The sequence below is a fragment of the Roseovarius sp. THAF27 genome (genome assembly GCF_009363655.1).
GTDB lineage: Bacteria > Pseudomonadota > Alphaproteobacteria > Rhodobacterales > Rhodobacteraceae > Roseovarius.
The window spans coordinates 2423816-2445495 of record NZ_CP045393.1 but is presented as its reverse complement, the minus strand read 5'-3'; the positions used below and the strand labels follow the sequence as shown (position 1 = coordinate 2445495).

24 protein-coding genes are annotated in these 21680 nt (G+C 64.2%); all 24 read left to right on the top strand.

The genetic code is table 11. The features are described 5' to 3' along the window. Positions 1-63: 63 nt before the first annotated feature. The 24 genes from FIU89_RS12210 (at position 64) to FIU89_RS12095 (ending at position 21679) form a co-directional block, all read left to right on the top strand. A complete protein-coding gene (locus FIU89_RS12210; RefSeq protein WP_152492849.1) occupies positions 64-852 on the top strand; it encodes a crotonase/enoyl-CoA hydratase family protein in 789 nt (262 codons plus the stop codon). Between the two features lie 71 nt (positions 853-923). Beyond that, a complete protein-coding gene (locus FIU89_RS12205; protein ID WP_152492848.1) occupies positions 924-2186 on the top strand; it encodes a hypothetical protein in 1263 nt (420 codons plus the stop codon). Between the two features lie 1548 nt (positions 2187-3734). Continuing rightward, positions 3735-4100, top strand: coding sequence for an NADH-quinone oxidoreductase subunit A (locus FIU89_RS12200; RefSeq protein WP_152492847.1), 366 nt, complete (start codon positions 3735-3737; stop codon positions 4098-4100). Continuing rightward, positions 4091-4726 carry an NADH-quinone oxidoreductase subunit B family protein gene (locus tag FIU89_RS12195; RefSeq protein ID WP_254701662.1) on the top strand — a complete coding sequence of 212 codons (636 nt, stop codon included), beginning with the start codon at positions 4091-4093 and terminating at the stop codon, positions 4724-4726. The genes FIU89_RS12200 and FIU89_RS12195 overlap by 10 nt, the downstream gene beginning before the upstream one ends. A 21-nt stretch (positions 4727-4747) precedes the next feature. Further along, positions 4748-5359 carry an NADH-quinone oxidoreductase subunit C gene (locus FIU89_RS12190; protein WP_152492846.1) on the top strand — a complete coding sequence of 204 codons (612 nt, stop codon included), beginning with the start codon at positions 4748-4750 and terminating at the stop codon, positions 5357-5359. 28 nt (positions 5360-5387) lie between these two features. Then, positions 5388-5555, top strand: a complete 168-nt coding sequence (locus FIU89_RS22300; protein ID WP_172978100.1) for a hypothetical protein — start codon at positions 5388-5390, stop codon at positions 5553-5555. Between the two features lie 11 nt (positions 5556-5566). Further along, the gene (locus FIU89_RS12185; protein ID WP_152492845.1) at positions 5567-6805 is read left to right on the top strand and encodes an NADH-quinone oxidoreductase subunit D; all 1239 of its coding nucleotides are present in this window, start codon (positions 5567-5569) and stop codon (positions 6803-6805) included. Between the two features lie 74 nt (positions 6806-6879). Further along, entirely contained in the window at positions 6880-7170 is a 291-nt protein-coding gene (locus FIU89_RS12180; protein ID WP_254701661.1) for a hypothetical protein, read from the top strand. Next, a complete protein-coding gene (locus tag FIU89_RS12175) occupies positions 7170-8405 on the top strand; it encodes an NADH-quinone oxidoreductase subunit E (protein ID WP_152492844.1) in 1236 nt (411 codons plus the stop codon). The genes FIU89_RS12180 and FIU89_RS12175 overlap by 1 nt, the downstream gene beginning before the upstream one ends. 29 nt (positions 8406-8434) lie before the next feature. Beyond that, entirely contained in the window at positions 8435-9400 is a 966-nt protein-coding gene (locus FIU89_RS22610; protein WP_254701660.1) for a hypothetical protein, read from the top strand. A 13-nt stretch (positions 9401-9413) separates the two neighbouring features. Next, positions 9414-9626 (top strand): DUF5337 domain-containing protein, encoded by a 213-nt coding sequence (locus tag FIU89_RS12165; protein ID WP_057789890.1) that lies wholly within the window; start codon positions 9414-9416, stop codon positions 9624-9626. A gap of 10 nt (positions 9627-9636) precedes the next feature. Further along, a complete protein-coding gene (nuoF, locus tag FIU89_RS12160; RefSeq protein WP_152492843.1) occupies positions 9637-10932 on the top strand; it encodes an NADH-quinone oxidoreductase subunit NuoF in 1296 nt (431 codons plus the stop codon). A 7-nt stretch (positions 10933-10939) separates the two neighbouring features. Continuing rightward, a complete protein-coding gene (locus FIU89_RS12155; protein WP_152492842.1) occupies positions 10940-11437 on the top strand; it encodes a DUF3291 domain-containing protein in 498 nt (165 codons plus the stop codon). A 31-nt stretch (positions 11438-11468) separates the two neighbouring features. Next, a complete protein-coding gene (locus FIU89_RS12150) occupies positions 11469-11828 on the top strand; it encodes a hypothetical protein (RefSeq protein WP_172978099.1) in 360 nt (119 codons plus the stop codon). A gap of 121 nt (positions 11829-11949) precedes the next feature. Next, positions 11950-12363, top strand: a complete 414-nt coding sequence (locus FIU89_RS12145; RefSeq protein WP_152492840.1) for a DUF5333 domain-containing protein — start codon at positions 11950-11952, stop codon at positions 12361-12363. Between the two features lie 6 nt (positions 12364-12369). Further along, positions 12370-14379, top strand: a complete 2010-nt coding sequence (nuoG, locus tag FIU89_RS12140) for an NADH-quinone oxidoreductase subunit NuoG (RefSeq protein ID WP_152492839.1) — start codon at positions 12370-12372, stop codon at positions 14377-14379. A gap of 35 nt (positions 14380-14414) precedes the next feature. Beyond that, positions 14415-14783 (top strand): hypothetical protein, encoded by a 369-nt coding sequence (locus FIU89_RS12135; protein WP_172978195.1) that lies wholly within the window; start codon positions 14415-14417, stop codon positions 14781-14783. A gap of 7 nt (positions 14784-14790) precedes the next feature. Then, complete coding sequence (nuoH, locus tag FIU89_RS12130; RefSeq protein ID WP_152492837.1) at positions 14791-15828, top strand: NADH-quinone oxidoreductase subunit NuoH; 1038 nt, start codon at positions 14791-14793, stop codon at positions 15826-15828. Between the two features lie 5 nt (positions 15829-15833). After that, on the top strand, positions 15834-16328 hold the full coding sequence (nuoI, locus tag FIU89_RS12125; RefSeq protein WP_103761514.1) for an NADH-quinone oxidoreductase subunit NuoI: 495 nt from the start codon (positions 15834-15836) through the stop codon (positions 16326-16328). Then, a complete protein-coding gene (locus FIU89_RS12120; protein ID WP_152492836.1) occupies positions 16325-16738 on the top strand; it encodes a carboxymuconolactone decarboxylase family protein in 414 nt (137 codons plus the stop codon). Before nuoI ends, FIU89_RS12120 begins: the two co-directional genes overlap by 4 nt. Beyond that, positions 16735-17343, top strand: coding sequence for an NADH-quinone oxidoreductase subunit J (locus tag FIU89_RS12115; RefSeq protein WP_152492835.1), 609 nt, complete (start codon positions 16735-16737; stop codon positions 17341-17343). Before FIU89_RS12120 ends, FIU89_RS12115 begins: the two co-directional genes overlap by 4 nt. Positions 17344-17477: 134 nt before the next feature. Continuing rightward, on the top strand, positions 17478-17783 hold the full coding sequence (nuoK, locus tag FIU89_RS12110) for an NADH-quinone oxidoreductase subunit NuoK (protein ID WP_057789867.1): 306 nt from the start codon (positions 17478-17480) through the stop codon (positions 17781-17783). 216 nt (positions 17784-17999) lie between these two features. Further along, positions 18000-20132, top strand: a complete 2133-nt coding sequence (nuoL, locus tag FIU89_RS12100; RefSeq protein WP_152492833.1) for an NADH-quinone oxidoreductase subunit L — start codon at positions 18000-18002, stop codon at positions 20130-20132. Then, a complete protein-coding gene (locus FIU89_RS12095; protein ID WP_152492832.1) occupies positions 20132-21679 on the top strand; it encodes an NADH-quinone oxidoreductase subunit M in 1548 nt (515 codons plus the stop codon). Before nuoL ends, FIU89_RS12095 begins: the two co-directional genes overlap by 1 nt. The last annotated feature ends 1 nt before the right edge of the window (position 21680 follow it).

The window sequence follows — 21680 nt, the reverse complement described above, 5'->3', positions numbered from 1 at the left end:
CAAGAATTTTACGAAAATTCTTGTCAAAATTCTTGGAAGAATTTTGGCGCGGGGAGAGAGCGGATGTATGAAACGGTGAGGATCGAGCGGGATGCGCGGGGCGTGGCGACGCTGTGGCTGGACCGGGCGGAAAAGCACAACGCGTTGTCGGCGCGGATGATCGCGGAGCTGCACGAGGCCGCGCGGGAGCTGGGCGCGGACAAGAGCGTGCGCGTGGTGATCCTGGCCGCCGAGGGCCGGACATTCTGCGCGGGCGGCGACCTTGGCTGGATGCGTGAGCAGTTCGAGGCCGATCCCGAGACGCGGGCGAAAGAGGCGGGCAAGCTGGCCTATATGCTGCAGGCGCTGAACACGCTGCCCAAGCCGCTGATCGCGCGGGTGCATGGCAACGCGTTCGGCGGCGGGCTGGGCCTGATCTCGGTCTGTGACGTGGCAGTGGGCGCCGAGGCTGTGCAGATGGCGTTGACCGAGACGCGACTGGGGCTGATTCCGGCCACGATCGGGCCTTACGTGGCCGCGCGGATGGGCGAGGCCAAGGCGCGGCGGGTGTTCATGTCGGGACGGCGGTTCGATGCCGCCGAAGCGGTGCGGCTGGATCTTTTGGCCCGCGCTGTGCCGCAGGATGCGCTGGACCAGGCCATCGAGGACGAGGTTGCGCCCTACCTGGACTGTGCGCCCGAGGCCGTGGTGCAGGCCAAGAACCTGTTGCGGCGGCTGGGTCCGAGGATCGACGCGGAGGTGATCGAGGACACGATCGAGGCGCTCAGCGCCTGTTGGGCGGGCGAAGAGGCGCAGGCCGGTATCGCGGCGTTTTTCGAAAAGCGCACGCCGCCCTGGAAAGGCGACAGGTAATCCGGTTAATTTAACGAAGATTAAATCTTTTTCTCGTTTTTTGGGCCAGGCATTGAATCAAGGTGACAGGAATGACGCGTGTTCTTCAGGGGATCGGGGTGATCGAGGGCGCTGTGATGGCGCTTGGGCTTTTGTGGCTGACCGCGTCGCCGGCGTTCGCGCAGGACGGGGTCTATACCTCGGGCGATGGCAGCCTTCGTACAGATCTGCGCTATTCCGAACGGATTTTCGACCGCCAGAACGACGTGACGACCAAGGTGGCGCAGATCCTGCGGGCGCGGGCCACGGGGCAGGTGCCGGAGGGGTCGCTGACCTTTGGCGGGCGGCTGATCGCGACGCAGATCTCGGAGCGCACGAACACGCCGGGCAAGTTTCCGATTCTGTCGCGGCTGCCGCCGACGCACACGCGGGGCAGGTCGGACAGTTATGGCGTGATCAACGAGATCTCGCTGAACGCGACGCTGGCGCTGCCGTGGGTCACCGGCTTTGTCCAGGGGGAGTTCACCGAGGTCGAGTATCCCGGCCAGGACGACGTGCAGCTGCGCAAGTACGTGCTGATCCTGGGAGACCTGAAGCGCTCGCCCTTCTACCTGGCGGTCGGTCGCAAGACATTGAATTTCGGGAATTTCGCCAGCTACGCGCCGTTCACGCACACCCATTCCAGCCACTATTTCTGGGCCCAGAGCGAGGATCCCGTGATCGAGCTGGGATATGTCACCGAGCGCACGGAGCTGGCCTTTACCCTGATCCCGGCGCATCGCGGCAACCGGGTTCTGAGCAGTCCCAGGAACAATGGCGAGCTGACGAATTTCGCGTTGAACGGCGCGCATCGGTTCGGAATCGCGCCGGGCCATGATCTGACGGTCGGGGCCGGGTACCTGCGCGGGTCGATCTATGACAGCACCATCGCGCACCACCCGCCGGGGCGGGGGATCAATCGGTTCTGGAACGAGCTGTGGGACGTCAACCTGACCTGGAGCGGGCCGCGTTTCGACGTGCAGGCGGAGTTCACCCGGTCGATGCACGACTGGCCCTCCACGGGGCATCACGTGCAGGCCACGACGCTGCAGGCCCGGTGGCACCGGACCCTGGCCGGCAAGCCGATCACCTATTCGGTGTCCGCCAGCCGGGGCGTGCAAGGCACGAATGGCAGCGAGTGGGAACGGATGGAGCAGGTCATCCTCGGGGTCGAGTACGAGGCCGCACGGCATGTCACGCTGGGTGCGGAGTACATGTACAACGCCGGGTTCGTTCCGCTGATCCTGCCGACCTTTACCGGCGACAGGTCGGTGGAGTCGCATACGCTGATCGCGGGTGTGAAAATGACGTTCTGAGACCGGGCGCGCGGGCTGAGACGGGGCTGAGAGTGGGCCGAGACGGGGCAAGCCGAGTCTTGACGCCGGGGGCACCGGACGCGGAACCGGGTCGTGCCAGGGCAGAGACCGGGCTGGCCTGGAGGAAAGCCGGGGTCAGGCAGGGCCGGGCGTAAAGCCTGCCCGCCGCAGAGAGCGACCAGGCCGGGGCGTGGTGCATATGCTTGCGTCCTACAGGGCATGGACAGGACAGGTGCGGCGTCGGTCACATTGGATGCAACGCCGGGCCGTACGAAGCGCGACAGCCACCGGATACGGAGAGGCGGCGCGCCGGACGCGAAGGTCGATCATACCGGGTGCAGGGATCGGGCGCGCCGCTCGGACAGACAAAGGTTTTCGGTGCGCAGGCGGCGCGTGCCGGGGTGCGGGGACAAGAGGTGCCGGGCACTTATTCGCGGCACGCCGGAGCGGGAGACAGCGTAGTAGGGGCGGAGATGGGTCAACGCAGTGTGAGGGCAATGCGTGTAGCTTGTGCCAAGCGCCCAGACTTGGCGCGGCGTCAGTCCCTGCTGGGTGCAGGGATCGTGGGAGCCTCTGTGCCGCGCGAGCGAACAAGGTGCGACTGCACGGTGCGGTGGTGCGCGGAGGTGCCGGATGCAAACACGCGGCACGCCCGAGGCTGAGACAGCGAACGAGGGGCGCAGCGTTGGGGCAGGAACTGTGTGAGGGCCTTGCGTCCAGGTTGCGAAAAGGCCGCTGACCTGGCGCGGCACCAGTCCTTGCGGAGTGCAGGGGCTGTGGCAAGCTTTGTGCCGCGCGAGCGGACAAGGCGAGATTGCACGGATCGGAAGGCCAGGGAGGAGCATGGCACAAATATTCGCGGCAAAACCGAAGGTGGAGGCCGCACGAATGGGGCGCAGGGATGATATAGGCGTGGCGTGAGGATACTGACTTGCGAAAAGGCTGCGGACCTGGCGCGGCGCCAGTCCCTGCCGGGTGCAGGGGCCGTGGCAGCCTCTGTGCCGCGCGAGGGGACAAGGCGCGACTACACGGTGCGGCGGGGACAAGAGGTGTCGGGCGCATATTTACGCGGCACGCCCGAGGTGGGGACAGCACGAAAAACGGGTGCAGCGTTGGCACAGGACGTGCGTGAGGACGGTGCGTCCAGGTTGCGAGAAGAATGCGAACTGACGCGGTGTCAGTCCCTGCCGGGTCCAGAGGCTGTGGCGGCCTCTAATCCGCGCGACAACAAAGCGCGCGACGGCACGGCGCAGGGCGCGCGGAGGCGCTGGGCCGGTCGTCCTGCGTGGGGCTGGAGCCGGGGCCGCGCCGGTCCGGAGGGGCGCATTTGTGGTGCGCCCGGAACTCGCGTCAATTTGCCCAAGGCGGTCCGGGGCCCCCAAATTCGATATACCACGGTATTCAAGGGGTTCGCCCTGCGCCGGGCGCCTTGAATTCACGTCCCGCTTGGTTGACCCTGCTCCGGGGCAGGGGTAAACCCTGACGAGTACTACACGCCAATCTTATGCCCGGCCCGTGCGACGGCCCGGCGCATGAAAGGAGCCACACGTGGAAGAGATGCTGAGGGAGTACCTCCCTGTTCTCGTTCTTCTGGGTATCGCCATCGGTCTTGGACTGGTCCTGATCCTCGCCGCGGTCGTGCTGGCCGTGCGCCACCCCGACCCCGAAAAGGTCAGCGCCTACGAATGCGGCTTCAACGCCTTCGACGACGCACGGATGAAGTTCGATGTCCGGTTTTACCTTGTCTCGATCCTGTTCATCATCTTCGATCTGGAGATCGCGATGCTGTTTCCCTGGGCGGTGGCGTTCCAGGACCTGAGCATGACGGCGTTCTGGTCGATGATGGTCTTCCTGGGCGTGCTGACGGCCGGGTTTGCCTATGAATGGCGGAAAGGGGCGATGGAATGGCAGTAGAGGACAAGACCGCGCACACCACCGATGACGAGATGGTCACCGAGGTGCAAAGCGAGGGCTATCAGTCTCCGCGGATCAAGACCGGACCGTCGAGCCAGGTGCCGCTGGAGGCCTATGCCGACGATTACCAGCGCGACACCGCCACGCAGGCGCTGAACCGCGAGTTGCAGGACAAGGGGTTCCTGGTGACCTCGACAGAGGACATCATCAACTGGGCCCGCACCGGCAGCCTGCACTGGATGACGTTTGGTCTGGCCTGCTGTGCCGTCGAGATGATGCACACCTCGATGCCACGCTATGACCTGGAACGGTTCGGCACCGCTCCGCGCGCCAGCCCGCGCCAGTCGGACCTGATGATCGTGGCCGGCACGCTGACCAACAAGATGGCGCCGGCGCTGCGCAAGGTCTACGACCAGATGCCCGAGCCGCGCTACGTGATCAGCATGGGCTCCTGCGCCAATGGCGGCGGATACTACCACTACAGCTATTCGGTGGTGCGCGGCTGTGACCGGATCGTGCCGGTGGATGTGTATGTGCCCGGCTGCCCGCCCACGGCGGAGGCGCTGGTGTACGGGATCATGCAGCTGCAACGGAAAATCCGGCGCACAGGGACGATCGTGCGCTGAGGCGCCTTTGGGGGATGCAAGATGAGTGACGCGCTAACCGAACTTGGGCACCATATCGAGGGCCGCCGGCCCGATTGCGTGTCCGGCTGGTCGGTCGATCATGGCGAGCTGAACGTGACCGTGACCCTGTCGAGCCTGAAAGGCCTGGTGGAGTTCCTGAAAAACGATCCGAACTGCCGTTTTTCGACGCTGGTGGACATCACCGGCGTGGATTACCCGGACCGGCCCAAGCGGTTCGACGTGGTCTATCATTTCCTCAGCATGTACCAGAACCACCGCATTCGGCTGCGCGTAGCGGTGCGCGAGGAGGACATGGTGCCGTCGATCACGGATGTGCATCCTTCGGCCAACTGGTTCGAGCGCGAGGTGTTCGACATGTTCGGCATCCTGTTCAGCGGCCACCCGGACCTGCGGCGCATCCTGACCGATTACGGCTTTCGCGGCTTTCCGTTGCGCAAGGATTTCCCGACCACGGGCTATACCGAGGTGCGCTATGACGAGGTGCAGAAGCGCGTGGTCTACGAGCCGGTGAAGCTGGTGCAGGAATACCGGCAGTTCGATTTCATGAGTCCGTGGGAGGGTGCCGATTACATCCTGCCGGGCGACGAGAAAACCGACGAGAAGGCCAAGTGAACCGGGGCGCGAAAGGGACGACACGGACATGCTTTGGGTGATACTCTTCATGGCGGCGTTCGTGGTTCCCTTCTGGAAGCTTCTGCCGGGCTACGGCATCGCCAGCGCATGGGCGCTGGTGGCGATCTTTCCGCTGGGCGCGCTGGCGCTCTTGTACCTGATGGCGTTCGGCCCCCGCGCGGACGATAGAGGATAAGGAGACCAAGGATGATGGACGGCTCCAACACGTTGACGAAGGGCTTTGCCGATACCGAGACCGGCGAGCAGAAGATCCGCAACTTCAACATCAACTTCGGGCCGCAGCACCCGGCGGCGCACGGCGTGCTGCGCCTTGTGCTGGAGCTGGACGGCGAGATCGTGGAGCGGTGCGACCCGCATATCGGCCTGTTGCACCGTGGCACCGAGAAGCTGATGGAAAGCCGGACCTACCTGCAGAACCTGCCTTATTTCGACCGGCTAGATTACGTGGCGCCGATGAATCAGGAACATGCCTGGTGCCTGGCCATCGAGAAGTTGACCGGCGTCGAGGTGCCGCGCCGCGCGAGCCTCATTCGGGTGCTCTACTCGGAAATCGGGCGGGTGCTGAACCACCTGCTGAACGTCACCACGCAGGCGATGGACGTGGGCGCGCTGACCCCGCCGCTGTGGGGGTTCGAGGAACGCGAGAAGCTGATGGTGTTCTACGAACGGGCCTGTGGCGCGCGGCTGCACGCGGCCTATTTCCGGCCGGGCGGCGTGCACCAGGACCTGCCGCCGGAACTCCTGGACGATATCGAGATCTGGGCGCGGGACGAGTTTCCGAAGTTCATGGAGGATATCGACGGGTTGCTGACGGAGAACCGCATCTTCAAGCAGCGCAACGCCGATATCGGCGTGGTCAGCCAGCAGGAGGCGCTGGACTGGGGCTTTTCGGGCGTGATGGTGCGCGGCAGCGGCATGGCGTGGGACCTGCGCCGGGCGCAGCCCTATGAGTGCTACGACGAGTTCGAGTTCAAGATCCCGGTGGGCAAGAACGGCGACTGCTATGACCGTTACCTGTGCCGGATGGAGGAGATGCGCCAGTCGGTGTCGATCATCCTGCAAGCCATCGAGAAGCTGCGCGCGCCCGAGGGACAGGGCGATATCCTGTCGCGGGGCAAGATCACGCCGCCGAAGCGGGGCGAGATGAAGACCTCGATGGAGGCGCTGATCCATCACTTCAAGCTGTATACCGAAGGGTTCCACGTGCCCGAGGGCGAGGTCTATTGCGCCGTCGAGGCGCCCAAGGGCGAGTTCGGCGTCTACCTGGTGTCGGACGGCACCAACAAGCCGTATCGCGCCAAGCTGCGCGCGCCGGGCTTTTTGCACCTGCAGGCGATGGATCATGTCGCGGGCGGGCACCAGCTGGCCGATGTGGCGGCGATCATCGGGACGATGGACGTGGTCTTTGGGGAGATCGACCGCTAGGCGGGACAACAGCACTTTTCCCCGTAGAAAAACAAGGCCGGACAGGGGCGGCGACGGTTTGGAGAGACGAGACGATGAAGACAAGACTGGGTTTGATGGGCGCCGCTGCGGCGATGGGGATCGTCGCAGGCTGCACCGCGCCGCCCGAGGGAACGGGCGAGCAGGACGTGGCCAAGTTCCAGGTCGCGGTGGCCAGCATCGGCTGCACCCTGAAGACCGAGGCGGATTACCTGCCGGTCGAATTGCAGACCGGCCTGACCCGCGAGCAATCGACCCAGATGGCCGCCTACATGGTGACAACCGAACGCGCCGTGCGCCTTGAGGGCGGCGGGATCAGAATGACGACAGGAGCGTGCGCAGCCTGATGCTGAGACGTCTACACAGAGAACAGCCCGAGAGCTTTGCCTTCACGCCCGACAACCAGGCGTGGGCCGAGGCGCAGATCTCGAAATACCCGCAGGGGCGCCAGGCGAGTGCCATCATCCCGCTTTTGTGGCGTGCGCAGGAGCAGGAGGGCTGGTTGACCCGTCCGGCGATCGAGCATATCGCCGAGATGCTGGAAATGGCGCATATCCGGGCGCTGGAAGTGGCCAGCTTCTACTTCATGTTCCAGCTGTCTCCGGTGGGCAGCGTGGCGCATTTCCAGATTTGCGGCACCACGTCCTGCATGATCTGCGGGGCCGAGGACCTGATCGGGGTCTGCCGCGAGAAGATTGCCGACAAGCCGCATACCGTCAGCGCGGACGGCAAGTTCAGCTGGGAAGAGGTCGAGTGCCTGGGCGCCTGCGCCAATGCACCAATGGCGCAGATCGGCAAGGATTACTACGAGGACCTGACCGCCGAGCGGTTCGCCGAGATGATCGACGAGTTCGCCGCCGGCACGGTGCCGGTGCCGGGGCCGCAGAACGGGCGCTATGCGTCGGAACCCAAGGCGGGACTGACGACGCTGAAGGAATTCGATTCGGGCCACACGAAATACAATGGCTCGGTGCAGCGCGCGGTGGACCTGGGCGACACGATCAAGCGGATCGACGGCAGCGAGGTGCCTCTGGTGGCGCCGTGGCGCGAACATGGCGCCAACCATCAGCCCGCGCCGCCGAAGGTGAAGCTGAACGAGTCGCCGGCCAATCCGGGGCTGAAGGCGCCGAAGCCCGACCGCTCGGAAGGCAGGCCGGCCGACGATACCGGCGCGACCAAGGCCGAGGCACCGGCCAAGAGCAAGGCCAACCCGGTGTCCAAGGACGAACCGGCTGGCGAGGACAAGAGCGACAAGGCCAAGCCGGCCAAACCCGCAGCGGCGGACGTCGATGAGGGCACCAAGCCCGAGACGCTTGTCGCTGCCCGCGAGGGCGGGCCGGATGACCTGAAGCTGATCAAGGGCGTGGGGCCGAAGCTGGAGCAGCTTCTGCATTCCATGGGCTTTTACCATTTCGACCAGATCGCCGCATGGGGGCCACGGGAGGTGGCCTGGGTGGATCAGAACCTGGAAGGCTTCAAGGGCCGGGTCAGCCGGGACGACTGGGTCGCCCAGGCGCGGACGCTGGCCGATGGCGGGACGACGGAATTTTCTAAGAAAGTCAAAAAGGGGGACGTCTACTAGACGATCTTCACGCCAAAGGGAGTTGAGCCATGTTCGATGATATACTGAAGTCACAGTGCAAGCTGGTATGCTTGGGCGTCGGTGTCGGGGCGGGGATCATCGCGATCTACGCCGCCACCGGCAAGGTCGGGATCTTCGCGGCGCTTCTGCTGGGGCTGGCGATGGGCGTGTTCATGGCGCTGGTGCTGTTGCAGGTCTTCTGCACCGGCGAAAACGCGGATCTGGGGCAGATGGAGGAGATGCCCGAGGGAAGCGCGGCGGCAGTGGCATCGGGTGGCGGCAAGCCCTCTGGCCCGCCCAAGGCGAATGCACCGAAGGACCGCGGCACGCCTGCGCCGAAAGCGCCCGTGCCCAACCCGCCCAAGCCCAACCCGCCGATGGGGACCGAGCCCGAGCCGATCCTGCCGAACAAGGCCGATCCGCTGAACGCGCGCACCGGTATGGGCACCACTGCCGCGGCGGCAAGCACAAGTGCGGCAGCGGCGGGCAGCGACAAGGTTGCGATGCGGGCCGAGACGCATTCGGGCGGCAACGATGCGGCCACGGCGCAGGACCCGACCTTTACCTCGGCCACCACGGATGCCGAAGCGGGCGCCAAGGTGGACGCGGCGCCGAAGGCCGCGCCCAAACCGGCGAAAAAGACCAAGGCGAAGACGGCGGCGGCCAAGCCGAAGGCCAAGGCCGCGGACACGGGCGAAGAGAACGTGGGCACCAAGCCCGCCACCTTGGACGGACCGCGCGGCGGCAGCGCCGACAACCTGAAGGAAATCAAGGGCGTCGGGCCCAAGCTGGAAGGCGTGCTGCACGACATGGGGTTCTACCATTTCGACCAGATCGCCAACTGGACGGACCAGGAGGTGGCCTGGGTCGATGCGAACCTGATCGGTTTCAAGGGCCGGGTCAGCCGGGACAACTGGATCGACCAGGCGAAAACCCTGGCCGCGGGCGGCGAGACCGAGTTCTCGAAGCGCGTGGACAAGGGCAACGTGTACTGAATGAGCGAGGCGCATGAGCAACCGCGACCAAGTGCCGAAAAAGGGCCGACGCGCCGGGCTGGTGATTGCCGGAACGGGCGTGTTCTGGGTGCTCGTCACCCTGATCGGCGAGAAGGAGGGGTTCAGCACCGAGCTGCGCCTCGCCTTCGACCTTGTGGCGCTGGCGGGGTTTTTGTTCGCCTTCTGGCTCATCTATCAAATCTGGCGCGACAGCCGGGGAAACTAGGGGTTATCTGATGCTGGACGATCAGGATCGTATCTTTACCAATCTCTACGGGATGCACGACCGCAGCCTGAAGGGCGCGCAGGCGCGTGGCCATTGGGACGGCACCAGGACCATCCTGCAGAACGGGCGCGAGTGGATCGTCGAACAGATGAAGGCCAGCGGGCTGCGCGGCCGGGGCGGCGCGGGCTTTCCGACCGGTCTGAAGTGGTCCTTCATGCCCAAGGAAAGCGACGGGCGGCCCGCCTACCTTGTGGTCAATGCCGACGAATCCGAGCCCGGCACCTGCAAGGACCGCGAGATCATGCGGCACGATCCGCACACGCTGGTCGAGGGCTGCCTGATTGCCAGCTACGCGATGCAGGCCCACGCCTGTTACATCTACATCCGCGGTGAATATATCCGCGAGAAAGAGGCGTTGCAGGCGGCCATCGACGAAGCCTACGAGGCCGGTCTGATCGGCAAGAACGCCTGCAAGTCGGGCTATGATTTCGATCTTTACCTGGCGCATGGCGCGGGGGCCTATATCTGCGGCGAGGAAACCGCGCTGCTGGAGAGCCTCGAAGGCAAGAAGGGGATGCCCCGGATGAAGCCGCCGTTTCCGGCGGGTGCGGGGCTTTATGGCTGCCCCACGACTGTGAACAACGTCGAGAGCATCGCGGTGGTGCCGACGATCCTGCGGCGCGGCGCGGACTGGTTCGCAAGCTTCGGGCGGCCCAACAACGCGGGCACCAAGATCTTTGCCGTGTCGGGCCATGTGAACCACCCGTGCGTGGTCGAGGACGCGATGTCGATCAGCTTTGAAGAGTTGATCGACAAGCATTGCGGCGGCATCAGAGGCGGCTGGGACAACCTGAAGGCGGTCATTCCCGGCGGCTCGTCCGTGCCGTGCGTGCGCGGCGAGAACATGAAGGACGCGATCATGGATTTCGACGCACTGCGCGAGGTCGGATCGAGCCTGGGCACCGCAGCGGTGATCGTGATGGACCAGAGCACCGACATCATCAAGGCGATCTGGCGGCTGTCGAAATTCTACAAGCACGAAAGCTGTGGGCAATGCACGCCCTGCCGCGAGGGCACCGGCTGGATGATGCGGGTGATGGACCGGCTGGTGAAAGGCGAGGCGGAGGTCGAGGAGATCGACATGCTGTTCGACGTCACCAAACAGGTCGAGGGGCACACGATCTGTGCCCTGGGCGATGCGGCGGCCTGGCCGATCCAGGGCCTCATTCGCAATTTCCGCGACGAGATCGAGGACCGCATCAAGGCGCAGAAGACGGGCCGCGTGTCCGCCGTGGCGGCGGAGTAGGGTGCCGATGGATGGAACATACCAATTAGCCCAGCTGAATGTCGGTCGCCTTGTCGCGTCCACCGATGACCCGCGCGTGGCGGAGTTCATGGGCGCGCTCGACCGGATCAACGGCATGGGCAAGCGGATGCCGGGATTCGTGTGGATGATGGAAGGCTCGGGCGAACCGGGCACGGGCAACACCGGGAATGCCATCGGCGGCGATCCGCGGTTCGTGGCCAACCTGACCGTCTGGGAGGACGTGGAGAGCCTGGAGAATTTCGTCTGGAACACCGTGCACCGGCAGTTCTATGAACGCCGGGCCGAGTGGTTCGAGGTGATGGGCGACATGCATTTCGTCATGTGGTGGGTGCCGCAGGGGCATCGGCCGACGCTGGGCGAGGCGCTGGAACGGCTGGACCACCTGAAGGCGCAGGGCGACAGCGACCATGCCTTTGGCTGGTCGTACCTGGAAGAGGCCAGGCTGTGGCGGACCCGCGGCTGCGCCCCGGTGGCGGCGGAATGACAAGAACGAAAGGCCTAAGAGCGTGAAGACGATGACACATATCCTGAGCGGGCGGGGGGCGCGGACCCTCGTGATGGCGCTGATGGCGGGTGCGATGCTGGCGGGATGCGCCCGCAACGCCGATCGCGTCACGTTCAACGGCGTCTTCTACAAGCAGAAGTCCAAGGCCGCCTCGAAGGACAACCGCGAGCTGTTCGTGGTCACGGTGCCGCGGGTCAATCGCGGCTATGACGGCGCGCTGGCGGCGGGGGCCTACGAGGGCAAGCGGTACTGCGTGCAGAATTTCGGCACCTCCGAAATCGAATGGTACCGCAGCCCGCTGGCGCCGCGCGGCACGGTGCAGCCCGACGGCAACAAGCTGACCTTCACCGGGAAATGCGTTCTGTGGTAAATTCACCTTTCATATCAAGGGCATGGGTCGGCTGTTATTGCATAACAGCGGGATGCGCGTCCATCTGCGCAGCAGATGGCGCGGCGGATGGTCCGGGCGCCCTTCGTGAAAGGAAGAAGATATGAAACGTGTATCGAGCAAGATCGTGGGCCTGGCCCTGGGCGCGGCCCTGACGGCGGCGGCACTGCCCGCGCAGGCGGGATTGAAGGACGAGGCCGGGATCAACCAGGGGCTGCTTCACCTTGCGGCCGCCGACAAGATCCGCCGCGAATGCGGCAGCATCGGCGGGCGCTTGTTCCGGGCGCAATCCTATGCCAATGCGCTGAAGAAAGCGGCGGCCGAGCGCGGCTACAGCGAGGCCGAGATCGACGCGTATATCAACAACGACGCCAACAAGGCGGCCATGCGCGAGCGGCGCAACGCGTATTTCAAATCGAAAGGGGCCAGCAATCTTGACCCCGCAAGCCTGTGTGTTCTGGGCCAAGCCGAAATGGCGAGCGGCAGCCAGATCGGGCAGCTTCTGAGAGCAAAGTGAGAATTCATGTCTGACCTTCGCAAAATCATCATCGACGATCAGGAAGTGGAAGTGGACGGGGCGATGACCCTGATCCAGGCCTGCGAGCAGGTGGGGATCGAGATCCCGCGCTTTTGCTACCACGAGCGGCTGTCGATCGCGGGCAATTGCCGGATGTGTCTTGTGGAGGTGGTCGGCGGGCCGCCGAAACCGGCGGCCAGCTGCGCCATGCAGGTGCGCGACTTGCGGCCCGGTCCCGAGGGCCAGCCGCCGGTCGTGCGCACGAACAGCCCGATGGTCAAGAAGGCGCGTGAAGGCGTGATGGAGTTCCTGCTGATCAACCACCCGCTGGACTGCCCGATCTGCGACCAGGGCGGCGAGTGTGATTTGCAAGACCAGGCAATGGCTTACGGCGTGGACTTCAGCCGTTATCGCGAGCCCAAACGCGCGACCGAGGACCTGAATCTTGGCCCGTTGGTGGAAACCCACATGACGCGCTGCATTTCCTGCACCCGCTGCGTGCGCTTCACCACCGAGGTGGCGGGGATCAACCAGATGGGCCAGACCGGCCGGGGCGAGGATGCCGAGATCACCGCCTATCTGGGCGAGACGCTGGACAGCAACATGCAGGGCAACATCATCGACCTGTGCCCCGTTGGGGCGCTGGTTTCCAAGCCTTACGCCTTCACGGCCCGTCCGTGGGAGCTGACCAAGACGGAAACCATCGACGTGATGGATGCGCTGGGGTCCAACATTCGGGTGGACACGAAAGGGCGCGAAGTGATGCGCATCCTGCCGCGCAACCATGACGGCGTGAACGAGGAATGGATTTCCGACAAGACGCGGTTCGTCTGGGACGGGCTGCGCCGGCAACGGCTGGACAGGCCATACATCCGCGAGAACGGCAAGCTGCGCCCGGCCACCTGGCCCGAGGCGTTGGGCAAGGCCGCCGAGGCGATGAAAGGCAAGACCGTGGCGGGCCTGGTGGGCGATCTGGTTCCGATGGAGGCGGCGTTCGCGCTGAAACAACTGGTCGAAGGCCAGGGCGGGCGCGTGGAATGCCGTACGGACGGCGCGCATCTGGTGGCGGGCAACCGCTCGGCCTATGTGGGCACGGCGCGCATCGAGGATATCGACACGGCCAAGAAGATCGTGCTGATCGGCACCGACCCGGGCAACGAGTCGCCGGTGCTGAACGCGCGCATTCGCAAGGCGTGGCTGCGCGGCGCGGAGGTGACCCATGCCGGGCAACCGGCGGAATTGACCTATGAGGCGACCGAGCTGGGCGCGCGCAACCGGGTGTTGCCGCAACTGCTGTCCGACGCCAAGGAGACCGAGGACGCGATCGTGATCGTCGGGCAGGGCGCGCTGATCGGCGATGGCGGGCCTGCGGCGCTGAGCACGGCGATGCAGCTGACCGAGAAGCTGGGCGGCAGGATGCTGGTGCTGCACACCGCCGCGTCGCGCGTGGGCGCGATGGATGCGGGCTGTGTGACCGAGGGCGGCGTGACGGCGGCGCTGGACGGGGCCGACGTGATCTATAACCTTGGCGCCGACGAGATCGAGATCGCGGAGGGGCCGCTGGTCATCTACCAGGGCAGCCATGGCGACCGGGGCGCGCATCGCGCCGACATCATCCTGCCTGCCGCCGCCTATACCGAGGAACAGGGTGTCTTCGTGAACACCGAAGGCCGTCCGCAGCTGGCGCTACGCGCGGGTCATCCGCCGGGCGAGGCCAAGGAGAACTGGGCGATTCTGCGGGCGCTGTCGGGCGAGATGGGCGCGGTGCTGCCCTTTGACAGCCTGGCGCAGCTGCGCCGCGCGCTGATAGAGGCGGTGCCGCATGTCGCGCAGATCGACGCGGTGCCCGAGAACGACTGGACCATGGTGGAAAAGGTCGAGCCGTCGGCGGGATCCATCGGGGCGGCCTTGGGCGATCACTACCTGACCAACCCGATTGCCCGCGCCAGCGCGCTGATGGCCGAGCTGAGCGCCAACGCCAAGGACCGCCGCGAAGCGCCGGTGGCCGCGGAATGACGCAAGCCGCGTTCGGCATATGGGCGCTGTCGGTCATGGCCTTTGCGGGCCTGGCCGCCTGTGCCGCGCCGGGTGCGGACCCGGAGGAGGCGTTCACCCCCGAGTACCGGGGAATCGAGACGCGCCTGCTGGACGGCGACCTGGTGAATTTCCGGGTGGAGATGGCCGGGGCGCGGGACGCCGAGGACGTGAGCCAATACGCCGAATGCGCGGCGGCCGAGTACACGCTGATCCGGGGATACGGATTTGCGCGCCATGTGCGCACGAATGTGGACGAACGGGGTGGCATCTGGACCGCAGATGCGGTTTACACCATCTCGCCGTCGCTGCCCGGCGGCATCATAAGGATCGACGCGGAAGTCGTGGCCGCCAACTGTGCGGAGAACGGGATACCGACGGTATGAGGGACGAATGGCTGAATTTCTGACAACCTCGTTTGGGACCTTTGTCCTGATCATGGCGCAGTGCCTTGCGGTGGTGGGCTTCGTGATGATCTCGCTGCTGTTCCTGGTGTACGGCGACCGCAAGATCTGGGCCGCGGTGCAGATGCGGCGGGGGCCGAACGTGGTGGGTGTCTATGGCCTGTTGCAGACGGTGGCCGACGCGCTGAAATACGTGGTCAAGGAAGTGGTGGTGCCGGCGGGCGCGGACCGCACGGTGTTCATGATGGCGCCGATGGCCAGTTTCGTGCTGGCGGTGCTGGCCTGGGCGGTGATTCCGCTGAATGACGGCTGGGTCCTGTCGGATATCAACGTGGCGGTCCTCTTTGTCTTTGCCGTGTCTTCGCTGGAAGTCTACGGCGTGATCATGGGCGGCTGGGCCTCGAACTCGAAATACCCGTTCCTGGGCTCGCTGCGCTCGGCGGCGCAGATGATTTCCTACGAGGTCAGCATCGGCCTCATTATCATCGGGGTGATCATCTCGACCGGGTCGCTGAACTTCGGGTCGATCGTGGCGGCGCAGGATACGAATTACGGATTCTTCGGCTGGTACTGGCTGCCGCACCTGCCGATGGTGTTCCTGTTCTTCATCTCGTGCCTGGCGGAAACCAACCGCCCGCCCTTCGACCTGCCGGAAGCGGAATCGGAGCTGGTGGCGGGCTATCAGGTGGAATATTCCTCGACGCCTTTCCTGCTGTTCATGGCGGGCGAGTATATCGCGATCTTCCTGATGTGTGCGCTGACCAGCCTGCTGTTCTTCGGCGGGTGGCTGTCGCCGATTCCGGGCATCCCGGACGGGGTGTTCTGGATGGTGGCGAAGATGGCGTTCTTCTTCTTCCTCTTCGCCATGGTGAAGGCGATCACGCCGCGCTACCGCTATGATCAGCTGATGCGGCTGGGGTGGAAGGTGTTCCTGCCGCTGAGCCTCGCCTGGGTGGTCATCGTGTCCTTCCTGGCGAAATTCGAAGTCTTCGGGTCGTTCTGGGCCCGCTACGCAATGGGAGGCTGACGACCATGACGCAGATCGATTACGGACGCGCGGCGGGGTACTTCCTGCTGAAGGATGTCTTCAACGGCTTCAAGCTGGGGTTCAAATACTTCTTTGCCCCCAAGGCGACGCTGAACTACCCGCACGAGAAGGGCCCGCTGAGCCCGCGGTTCCGGGGCGAGCACGCGCTGCGGCGCTATCCCAATGGCGAGGAGCGGTGCATTGCCTGCAAGCTGTGCGAGGCGATTTGCCCCGCGCAGGCGATCACCATCGACGCCGAGCCGCGCGACGACGGCAGCCGCCGCACGACGCGGTACGACATCGACATGACCAAGTGCATCTATTGCGGGTTCTGCCAGGAGGCCTGCCCGGTGGATGCCATTGTGGAGGGGCCGAATTTCGAGTTCGCCACCGAGACCCGCGAAGAGCTGTTCTATGACAAGCAGAAACTGCTGGAGAACGGCGAGCGGTGGGAAGCCGAGATCGCCCGTAACCTGGAAATGGACGCGCCTTACAGATGAGCAACCCCACGAACCCGTTCGAGGCCATGATGGCGCAGGCGCAGGAGATGGTGAAAACCATGAATCCGGCGCTGGAGTCGTTCTCGCCCAAGGGGTTCGAGGCGATGTGGCCGACCATGCCGAAGGAATTCATGGAGATGATGTTCGGCAAGGGGATCAGCAAGGACGGGCTGGACGCCAAGACGCGCCTGCTGATCACGCTTGCGGGGTTGACCATGCTGGGCGCGCAAAGCGATACGCAGATCAGGATGACCGTGCGCCACGCGCTGGAGGCGGGCGCCACGAAAGACGAGATTGCCGAGACCATCGCGATGATGGCGATGTTCGCCGGTATCCCGTCCATGAACCGGGCGATGGATTTCGCGCGCGAGGTCATGGACGAGGCCAAAGACGAGGACAGTGAGACATGACCATCGCCGCGTTTTCATTCTATCTCTTTGCGGTCTCGCTGCTGGCCGGCGGGTTGTTCACGGTGGTGAGCCGGAACCCGGTGCACTCGGTTCTGTGGCTGATCCTGGCGTTTTTGTCGGCTGCCGGTCTTTTCGTTCTTCTGGGCGCGGAGTTCGTGGCGATGCTCTTGATCATCGTCTACGTGGGCGCGGTGGCCGTGCTGTTCCTATTCGTGGTGATGATGCTGGACGTGGATTTCGCCGAGCTGAAGGCGGAGATGGCGAAATACATGCCGCTGGCCCTGCTGATCGGGATCATCCTGCTGATGCAGTTCGGCATTGCCTTCGGCAACTGGCAGATGGCCACGGATGCCGAGGGCGCGCGCGCCGCCGTCACGCCCACGGACCTGGAGAACACCAAGGCGCTGGGGATGCTGCTTTATGACAAGTATTTCCTGCTGTTCCAGCTTGCGGGTCTGATCCTGCTGGTGGCGATGATGGGCGCGATCGTGCTGACCCTGCGCCACCGCTCGGACGTCAAGCGGCAGGACGTGCTGGCGCAGATGTACCGCGATCCGGCCAAGGCGATGGAACTGAAAGACGTGAAACCGGGGCAGGGGTTGTAATGCCGCTGCCCGCGCCCCGGACCTGATCCGGGGCCTCCCGGGCCAGGGCGTCCGGGCAAGAGACAAAGAGGTCCCGGGTCAGGCCCGGGACGGGATGAAAAGACAAACGAACGGGCACGGCCCGGAGGGACGACATGATTGGACTGGAGCATTACCTGACGGTGGCGGCGGCGCTGTTCGTCATCGGGATTTTCGGGCTTTTCCTGAACAGGAAGAACGTGATCATCCTGCTGATGTCGATCGAGCTGATGCTGTTGTCGGTGAACGTGAACCTCGTGGCATTCTCCAGCTTCCTGGGCGACATGGTGGGGCAGGTCTTTACCCTGTTCGTGCTGACCGTGGCCGCCGCAGAGGCCGCTATCGGGTTGGCCATTTTGGTCTGCTTCTTCCGCAACCGCGGCACGATCGCCGTGGAAGACGTCAACGTGATGAAGGGATAATTCAATGTCCCTTGGTACGACTGATATCGGCTACGTCAACAAGCATAATCAAGCTGTTCGAAGCGAAACCGATTTGCGCAGCAATCACCACAACCAAAAGGTTTTTCTGTTGGAGTGCGGGAATTGCGGCGAAACCTATGGAGCCAACGGGTGCGATATTCACATCCGGCGGTGTCCAAACTGTCAGGGCGGAGCTGCAAGCTCTGAGGTGAAGTAATGGAACAGATCATTCTCTTCGGCCCGCTTCTGGGCGCCATCATCGCGGGCTTCGGCTGGCGCATCATCGGGGATGCGGGCGCGCAGTGGGTGACCACGGGGCTTCTGTTCCTGTCGGCGCTGCTAAGCTGGATCGTGTTCTTCAGCTTTGACGGGACGACGCAGTACATCCACATCCTCGACTGGATCCAGTCGGGCGATCTGGACGTGGCATGGTCGATCCGGCTGGACCGGCTGACGGCGATCATGCTGATCGTGATCACCACGGTCTCGGCTTTGGTGCACCTGTATTCCATGGGCTACATGGCCCATGACGAGAATTTCCGCGACGACGAGAGCTATCGCCCGCGCTTCTTTGCCTATCTGAGCCTGTTCACCTTTGCCATGCTGATGCTGGTGACGGCGGACAACCTGGCGCAGATGTTCTTTGGCTGGGAGGGCGTGGGCCTGGCGTCGTACCTGCTGATCGGGTTCTATTTCCGCAAGCCAAGCGCCAATGCCGCGGCCATCAAGGCCTTCGTGGTGAACCGGGTGGGCGATTTCGGTTTTGCGCTGGGGATCTTTGCGCTGTTCTTCCTGACCGGGTCGATCAATTTCGACGACGTGTTCGCCGCGGCGCCTGAGCTGGCGAATACGCAGCTGACATTCCTGTGGACAGAGTGGAACGCGGCGAACCTGATCGCCTTCCTGCTGTTCGTCGGCGCGATGGGGAAATCGGCGCAGCTCTTCCTGCACACCTGGTTGCCGGACGCGATGGAAGGCCCGACGCCGGTGTCGGCGCTCATTCACGCGGCGACGATGGTGACGGCGGGCGTGTTCCTTGTTTGCCGGATGTCGCCGCTGATGGAATTCGCGCCGGGCGCGCTGGCCTTCGTGACGGTGCTGGGGGGCATGACGGCGTTTTTTGCAGCGACCGTGGGGCTGGTGCAGAACGACATCAAGCGCGTCATCGCCTATTCGACCTGTTCGCAGCTGGGCTACATGTTCGTGGCGGCGGGCGTGGGCGCGTATTCAGTTGCGATGTTCCACCTGTTCACCCATGCGTTCTTCAAGGCGATGCTGTTCCTTGGCGCGGGCTCGGTCATCCACGGGATGCATCACGAGCAGGACATGCGGAACTATGGCGGGCTGCGCAAGAAACTGCCCTACACGTTCTGGGCCATGCTGATCGGGACGCTCGCGATCACTGGCGTGGGCATTCCGCTGACCACGATCGGCTTTGCCGGGTTCCTGTCGAAGGACGCGATCATCGAGAGCGCCTACGCGGGCACCGCCGGGGGCTTTGCCTTCTGGGCACTCGTCATCGCGGCGCTCTTCACCAGTTTCTACAGCTGGCGGCTGATGTTCCTGACCTTCTGGGGCGAGCCGCGGGGCGACAAACACACGCACGAGCACGCGCATGAAAGCCCGATGGTGATGGTGGCGCCGCTGGGCGTGCTGGCGCTTGGGTCGATCTTTGCGGGCATGATCTGGTACAACAGCTTCTTCGGGCATACCGACCAAGTGGCGAAGTTCTTTGGCGTCCCTTACGCCGAGGAGCAGCACCATGAGGAAGGGGCCGAGGACCACGGTGAAGAGAGTGCGGTAGCCGACGAGAGCCATGCCGAGGAGGGTGAAGCCCATGCCGAGGCCGAGGGCGGTTACGGCGAGGAGCATCACTATGTCTTCACCGGCGAGCCGGGCGAGGGCGCGATCTATGCCGCCGAAGGCAACACGATCCTGAACGACGCTCACGCGGTGCCGAAATGGGTCAAGGTCAGCCCCTTCGTGGCGATGATCATCGGGTTCCTGACGGCGCTGTGGTTCTACATCCTGAACCCGTCGATCCCCGGACGGCTGGCCGAGAACCAGCGCCCGCTGTACCTGTTCCTGCTGAACAAGTGGTATTTCGACGAGATCTACGACTTCGTCTTCGTGCGGCCGGCGAAACGGCTGGGCGGTTTCCTGTGGAAGAAGGGTGACGGCAACGTTATCGACGGCACCATCAACGGGGTCGCCATGGGGATCATCCCGTTCTTCACCCGCCTCGCCGGCAGGGCGCAGTCGGGATACATCTTTACCTATGCGTTCGCCATGGTCATCGGGATCGCGGTGCTTGTGACGTGGATGAGCCTGAGCGGGGGAGCGAACTAATGGAAAACCTGCTTTCCATCACCACTTTCATCCCCGCCATCGCGGCCTTCATCCTGGCCGTGTTCCTGCGCGGCGAGGACGAGGCGGCGCAGCGCAACGCCAAGTGGGTGGCGCTGATCGCCACGGGCCTGACCTTTCTGGTGTCGCTGTTCATCCTGTTTGATTTCGATCCCAACAACACCGGTTTCCAGTTCGTGGAAGAGCGCGAGTGGCTGCTGGGTCTGCAATACAAGATGGGCGTGGACGGGATCAGCGTTCTGTTCGTGATGCTGACCACGTTCATGATGCCGATCACCATCGCCGCGTCGTGGAACGTGACGCACCGGGTGAAGGAATACATGATCGCCTTCCTTCTGCTGGAAACGCTGATGCTGGGCGTGTTCATGGCGCTGGACCTAGTGCTGTTCTACCTGTTCTTCGAGGCGGGGCTGATCCCGATGTTCCTGATCATCGGGATCTGGGGCGGCAAGGAGCGGATCTACGCGTCGTTCAAGTTCTTCCTCTACACCTTCCTGGGCTCGGTCCTGATGCTGGTGGCGATGGTCGCCATGTTCGCCGAGGCGGGCACGACGGATATTCCCACTCTGATGACCCATGCCTTCGGGTCCGAGGATTTCTTTGTTCTTGGCGTGCAGATCGTGGGCGGGATGCAGACGCTGCTGTTCATCGCGTTCTTCGCCAGCTTTGCCGTCAAGATGCCGATGTGGCCGGTGCATACCTGGCTGCCGGACGCGCACGTGCAGGCGCCCACCGCCGGCTCGGTCGTGCTGGCGGCGATCCTGCTGAAGATGGGCGGCTATGGCTTCCTGCGGTTCAGCCTGCCGATGTTCCCGGTGGGCTCCGAGGTGCTGACGCCGCTGGTGTTGTGGATGTCGGCCATCGCCATCGTCTATACCTCGCTGGTTGCCCTGGCGCAGGAGGACATGAAGAAGCTGATTGCCTATTCGTCCGTGGCGCACATGGGCTACGTCACCATGGGGATCTTTGCCGCGAACCAGCAGGGGATCGACGGCGCGATATTCCAGATGCTGAGCCACGGCTTCATCTCGGGCGCGCTCTTCCTCTGCGTGGGCGTGATCTATGACCGGATGCACACGCGCGAGATCGACGCCTATGGCGGCCTGGTGAACCGGATGCCGGCCTATGCGCTGATCTTCATGCTGTTCACCATGGCCAATGTCGGCCTGCCGGGCACCTCCGGGTTCATCGGGGAATTCCTGACGCTGATGGGGATCTTCAAGGTCAACACCTGGGTCGCGCTGGTGGCCACGTCGGGCGTGATCCTGTCGGCGGCCTATGCGCTGTGGCTTTATCGCCGGGTGGTGCTGGGCGACCTGATCAAGGAAAGCCTGAAATCGATCAAGGACATGACGCAGCGCGAGAAGGCGATCTTTGCCCCGCTGGTGGTGATGACCCTGCTTTTGGGTGTCTATCCCAGCCTTGTGACCGACATCATCGGCCCCTCGGTCGAGGCGCTGATTTCCAACTATGAAACGGCCCTGGTCGACGCGGAGAGCGCGACCAAGCTGGCCGCTGCAACGGAGTAGT

Coding starts and splice junctions, on each gene's coding strand:
- FIU89_RS12210 (WP_152492849.1), top strand. CDS start 64: ATGTATGAAACGGTGAGGATCGAGCGGGATGCGCGGGGCGTGGCGACG.
- FIU89_RS12115 (WP_152492835.1), top strand. CDS start 16,735: ATGACCATCGCCGCGTTTTCATTCTATCTCTTTGCGGTCTCGCTGCTG.
- FIU89_RS12095 (WP_152492832.1), top strand. CDS start 20,132: ATGGAAAACCTGCTTTCCATCACCACTTTCATCCCCGCCATCGCGGCC.
- nuoK (WP_057789867.1), top strand. CDS start 17,478: ATGATTGGACTGGAGCATTACCTGACGGTGGCGGCGGCGCTGTTCGTC.
- nuoI (WP_103761514.1), top strand. CDS start 15,834: ATGACGCAGATCGATTACGGACGCGCGGCGGGGTACTTCCTGCTGAAG.
- FIU89_RS12155 (WP_152492842.1), top strand. CDS start 10,940: ATGGATGGAACATACCAATTAGCCCAGCTGAATGTCGGTCGCCTTGTC.
- FIU89_RS22300 (WP_172978100.1), top strand. CDS start 5,388: ATGCTTTGGGTGATACTCTTCATGGCGGCGTTCGTGGTTCCCTTCTGG.
- FIU89_RS12135 (WP_172978195.1), top strand. CDS start 14,415: ATGGCCTTTGCGGGCCTGGCCGCCTGTGCCGCGCCGGGTGCGGACCCG.
- nuoG (WP_152492839.1), top strand. CDS start 12,370: ATGTCTGACCTTCGCAAAATCATCATCGACGATCAGGAAGTGGAAGTG.
- FIU89_RS12165 (WP_057789890.1), top strand. CDS start 9,414: ATGAGCAACCGCGACCAAGTGCCGAAAAAGGGCCGACGCGCCGGGCTG.
- nuoH (WP_152492837.1), top strand. CDS start 14,791: ATGGCTGAATTTCTGACAACCTCGTTTGGGACCTTTGTCCTGATCATG.
- FIU89_RS12120 (WP_152492836.1), top strand. CDS start 16,325: ATGAGCAACCCCACGAACCCGTTCGAGGCCATGATGGCGCAGGCGCAG.
- nuoF (WP_152492843.1), top strand. CDS start 9,637: ATGCTGGACGATCAGGATCGTATCTTTACCAATCTCTACGGGATGCAC.
- FIU89_RS12180 (WP_254701661.1), top strand. CDS start 6,880: ATGAAGACAAGACTGGGTTTGATGGGCGCCGCTGCGGCGATGGGGATC.
- FIU89_RS22610 (WP_254701660.1), top strand. CDS start 8,435: ATGTTCGATGATATACTGAAGTCACAGTGCAAGCTGGTATGCTTGGGC.
- FIU89_RS12190 (WP_152492846.1), top strand. CDS start 4,748: ATGAGTGACGCGCTAACCGAACTTGGGCACCATATCGAGGGCCGCCGG.
- FIU89_RS12175 (WP_152492844.1), top strand. CDS start 7,170: ATGCTGAGACGTCTACACAGAGAACAGCCCGAGAGCTTTGCCTTCACG.
- FIU89_RS12195 (WP_254701662.1), top strand. CDS start 4,091: ATGGCAGTAGAGGACAAGACCGCGCACACCACCGATGACGAGATGGTC.
- FIU89_RS12185 (WP_152492845.1), top strand. CDS start 5,567: ATGATGGACGGCTCCAACACGTTGACGAAGGGCTTTGCCGATACCGAG.
- FIU89_RS12145 (WP_152492840.1), top strand. CDS start 11,950: ATGAAACGTGTATCGAGCAAGATCGTGGGCCTGGCCCTGGGCGCGGCC.
- FIU89_RS12150 (WP_172978099.1), top strand. CDS start 11,469: ATGACACATATCCTGAGCGGGCGGGGGGCGCGGACCCTCGTGATGGCG.
- FIU89_RS12205 (WP_152492848.1), top strand. CDS start 924: ATGACGCGTGTTCTTCAGGGGATCGGGGTGATCGAGGGCGCTGTGATG.
- nuoL (WP_152492833.1), top strand. CDS start 18,000: ATGGAACAGATCATTCTCTTCGGCCCGCTTCTGGGCGCCATCATCGCG.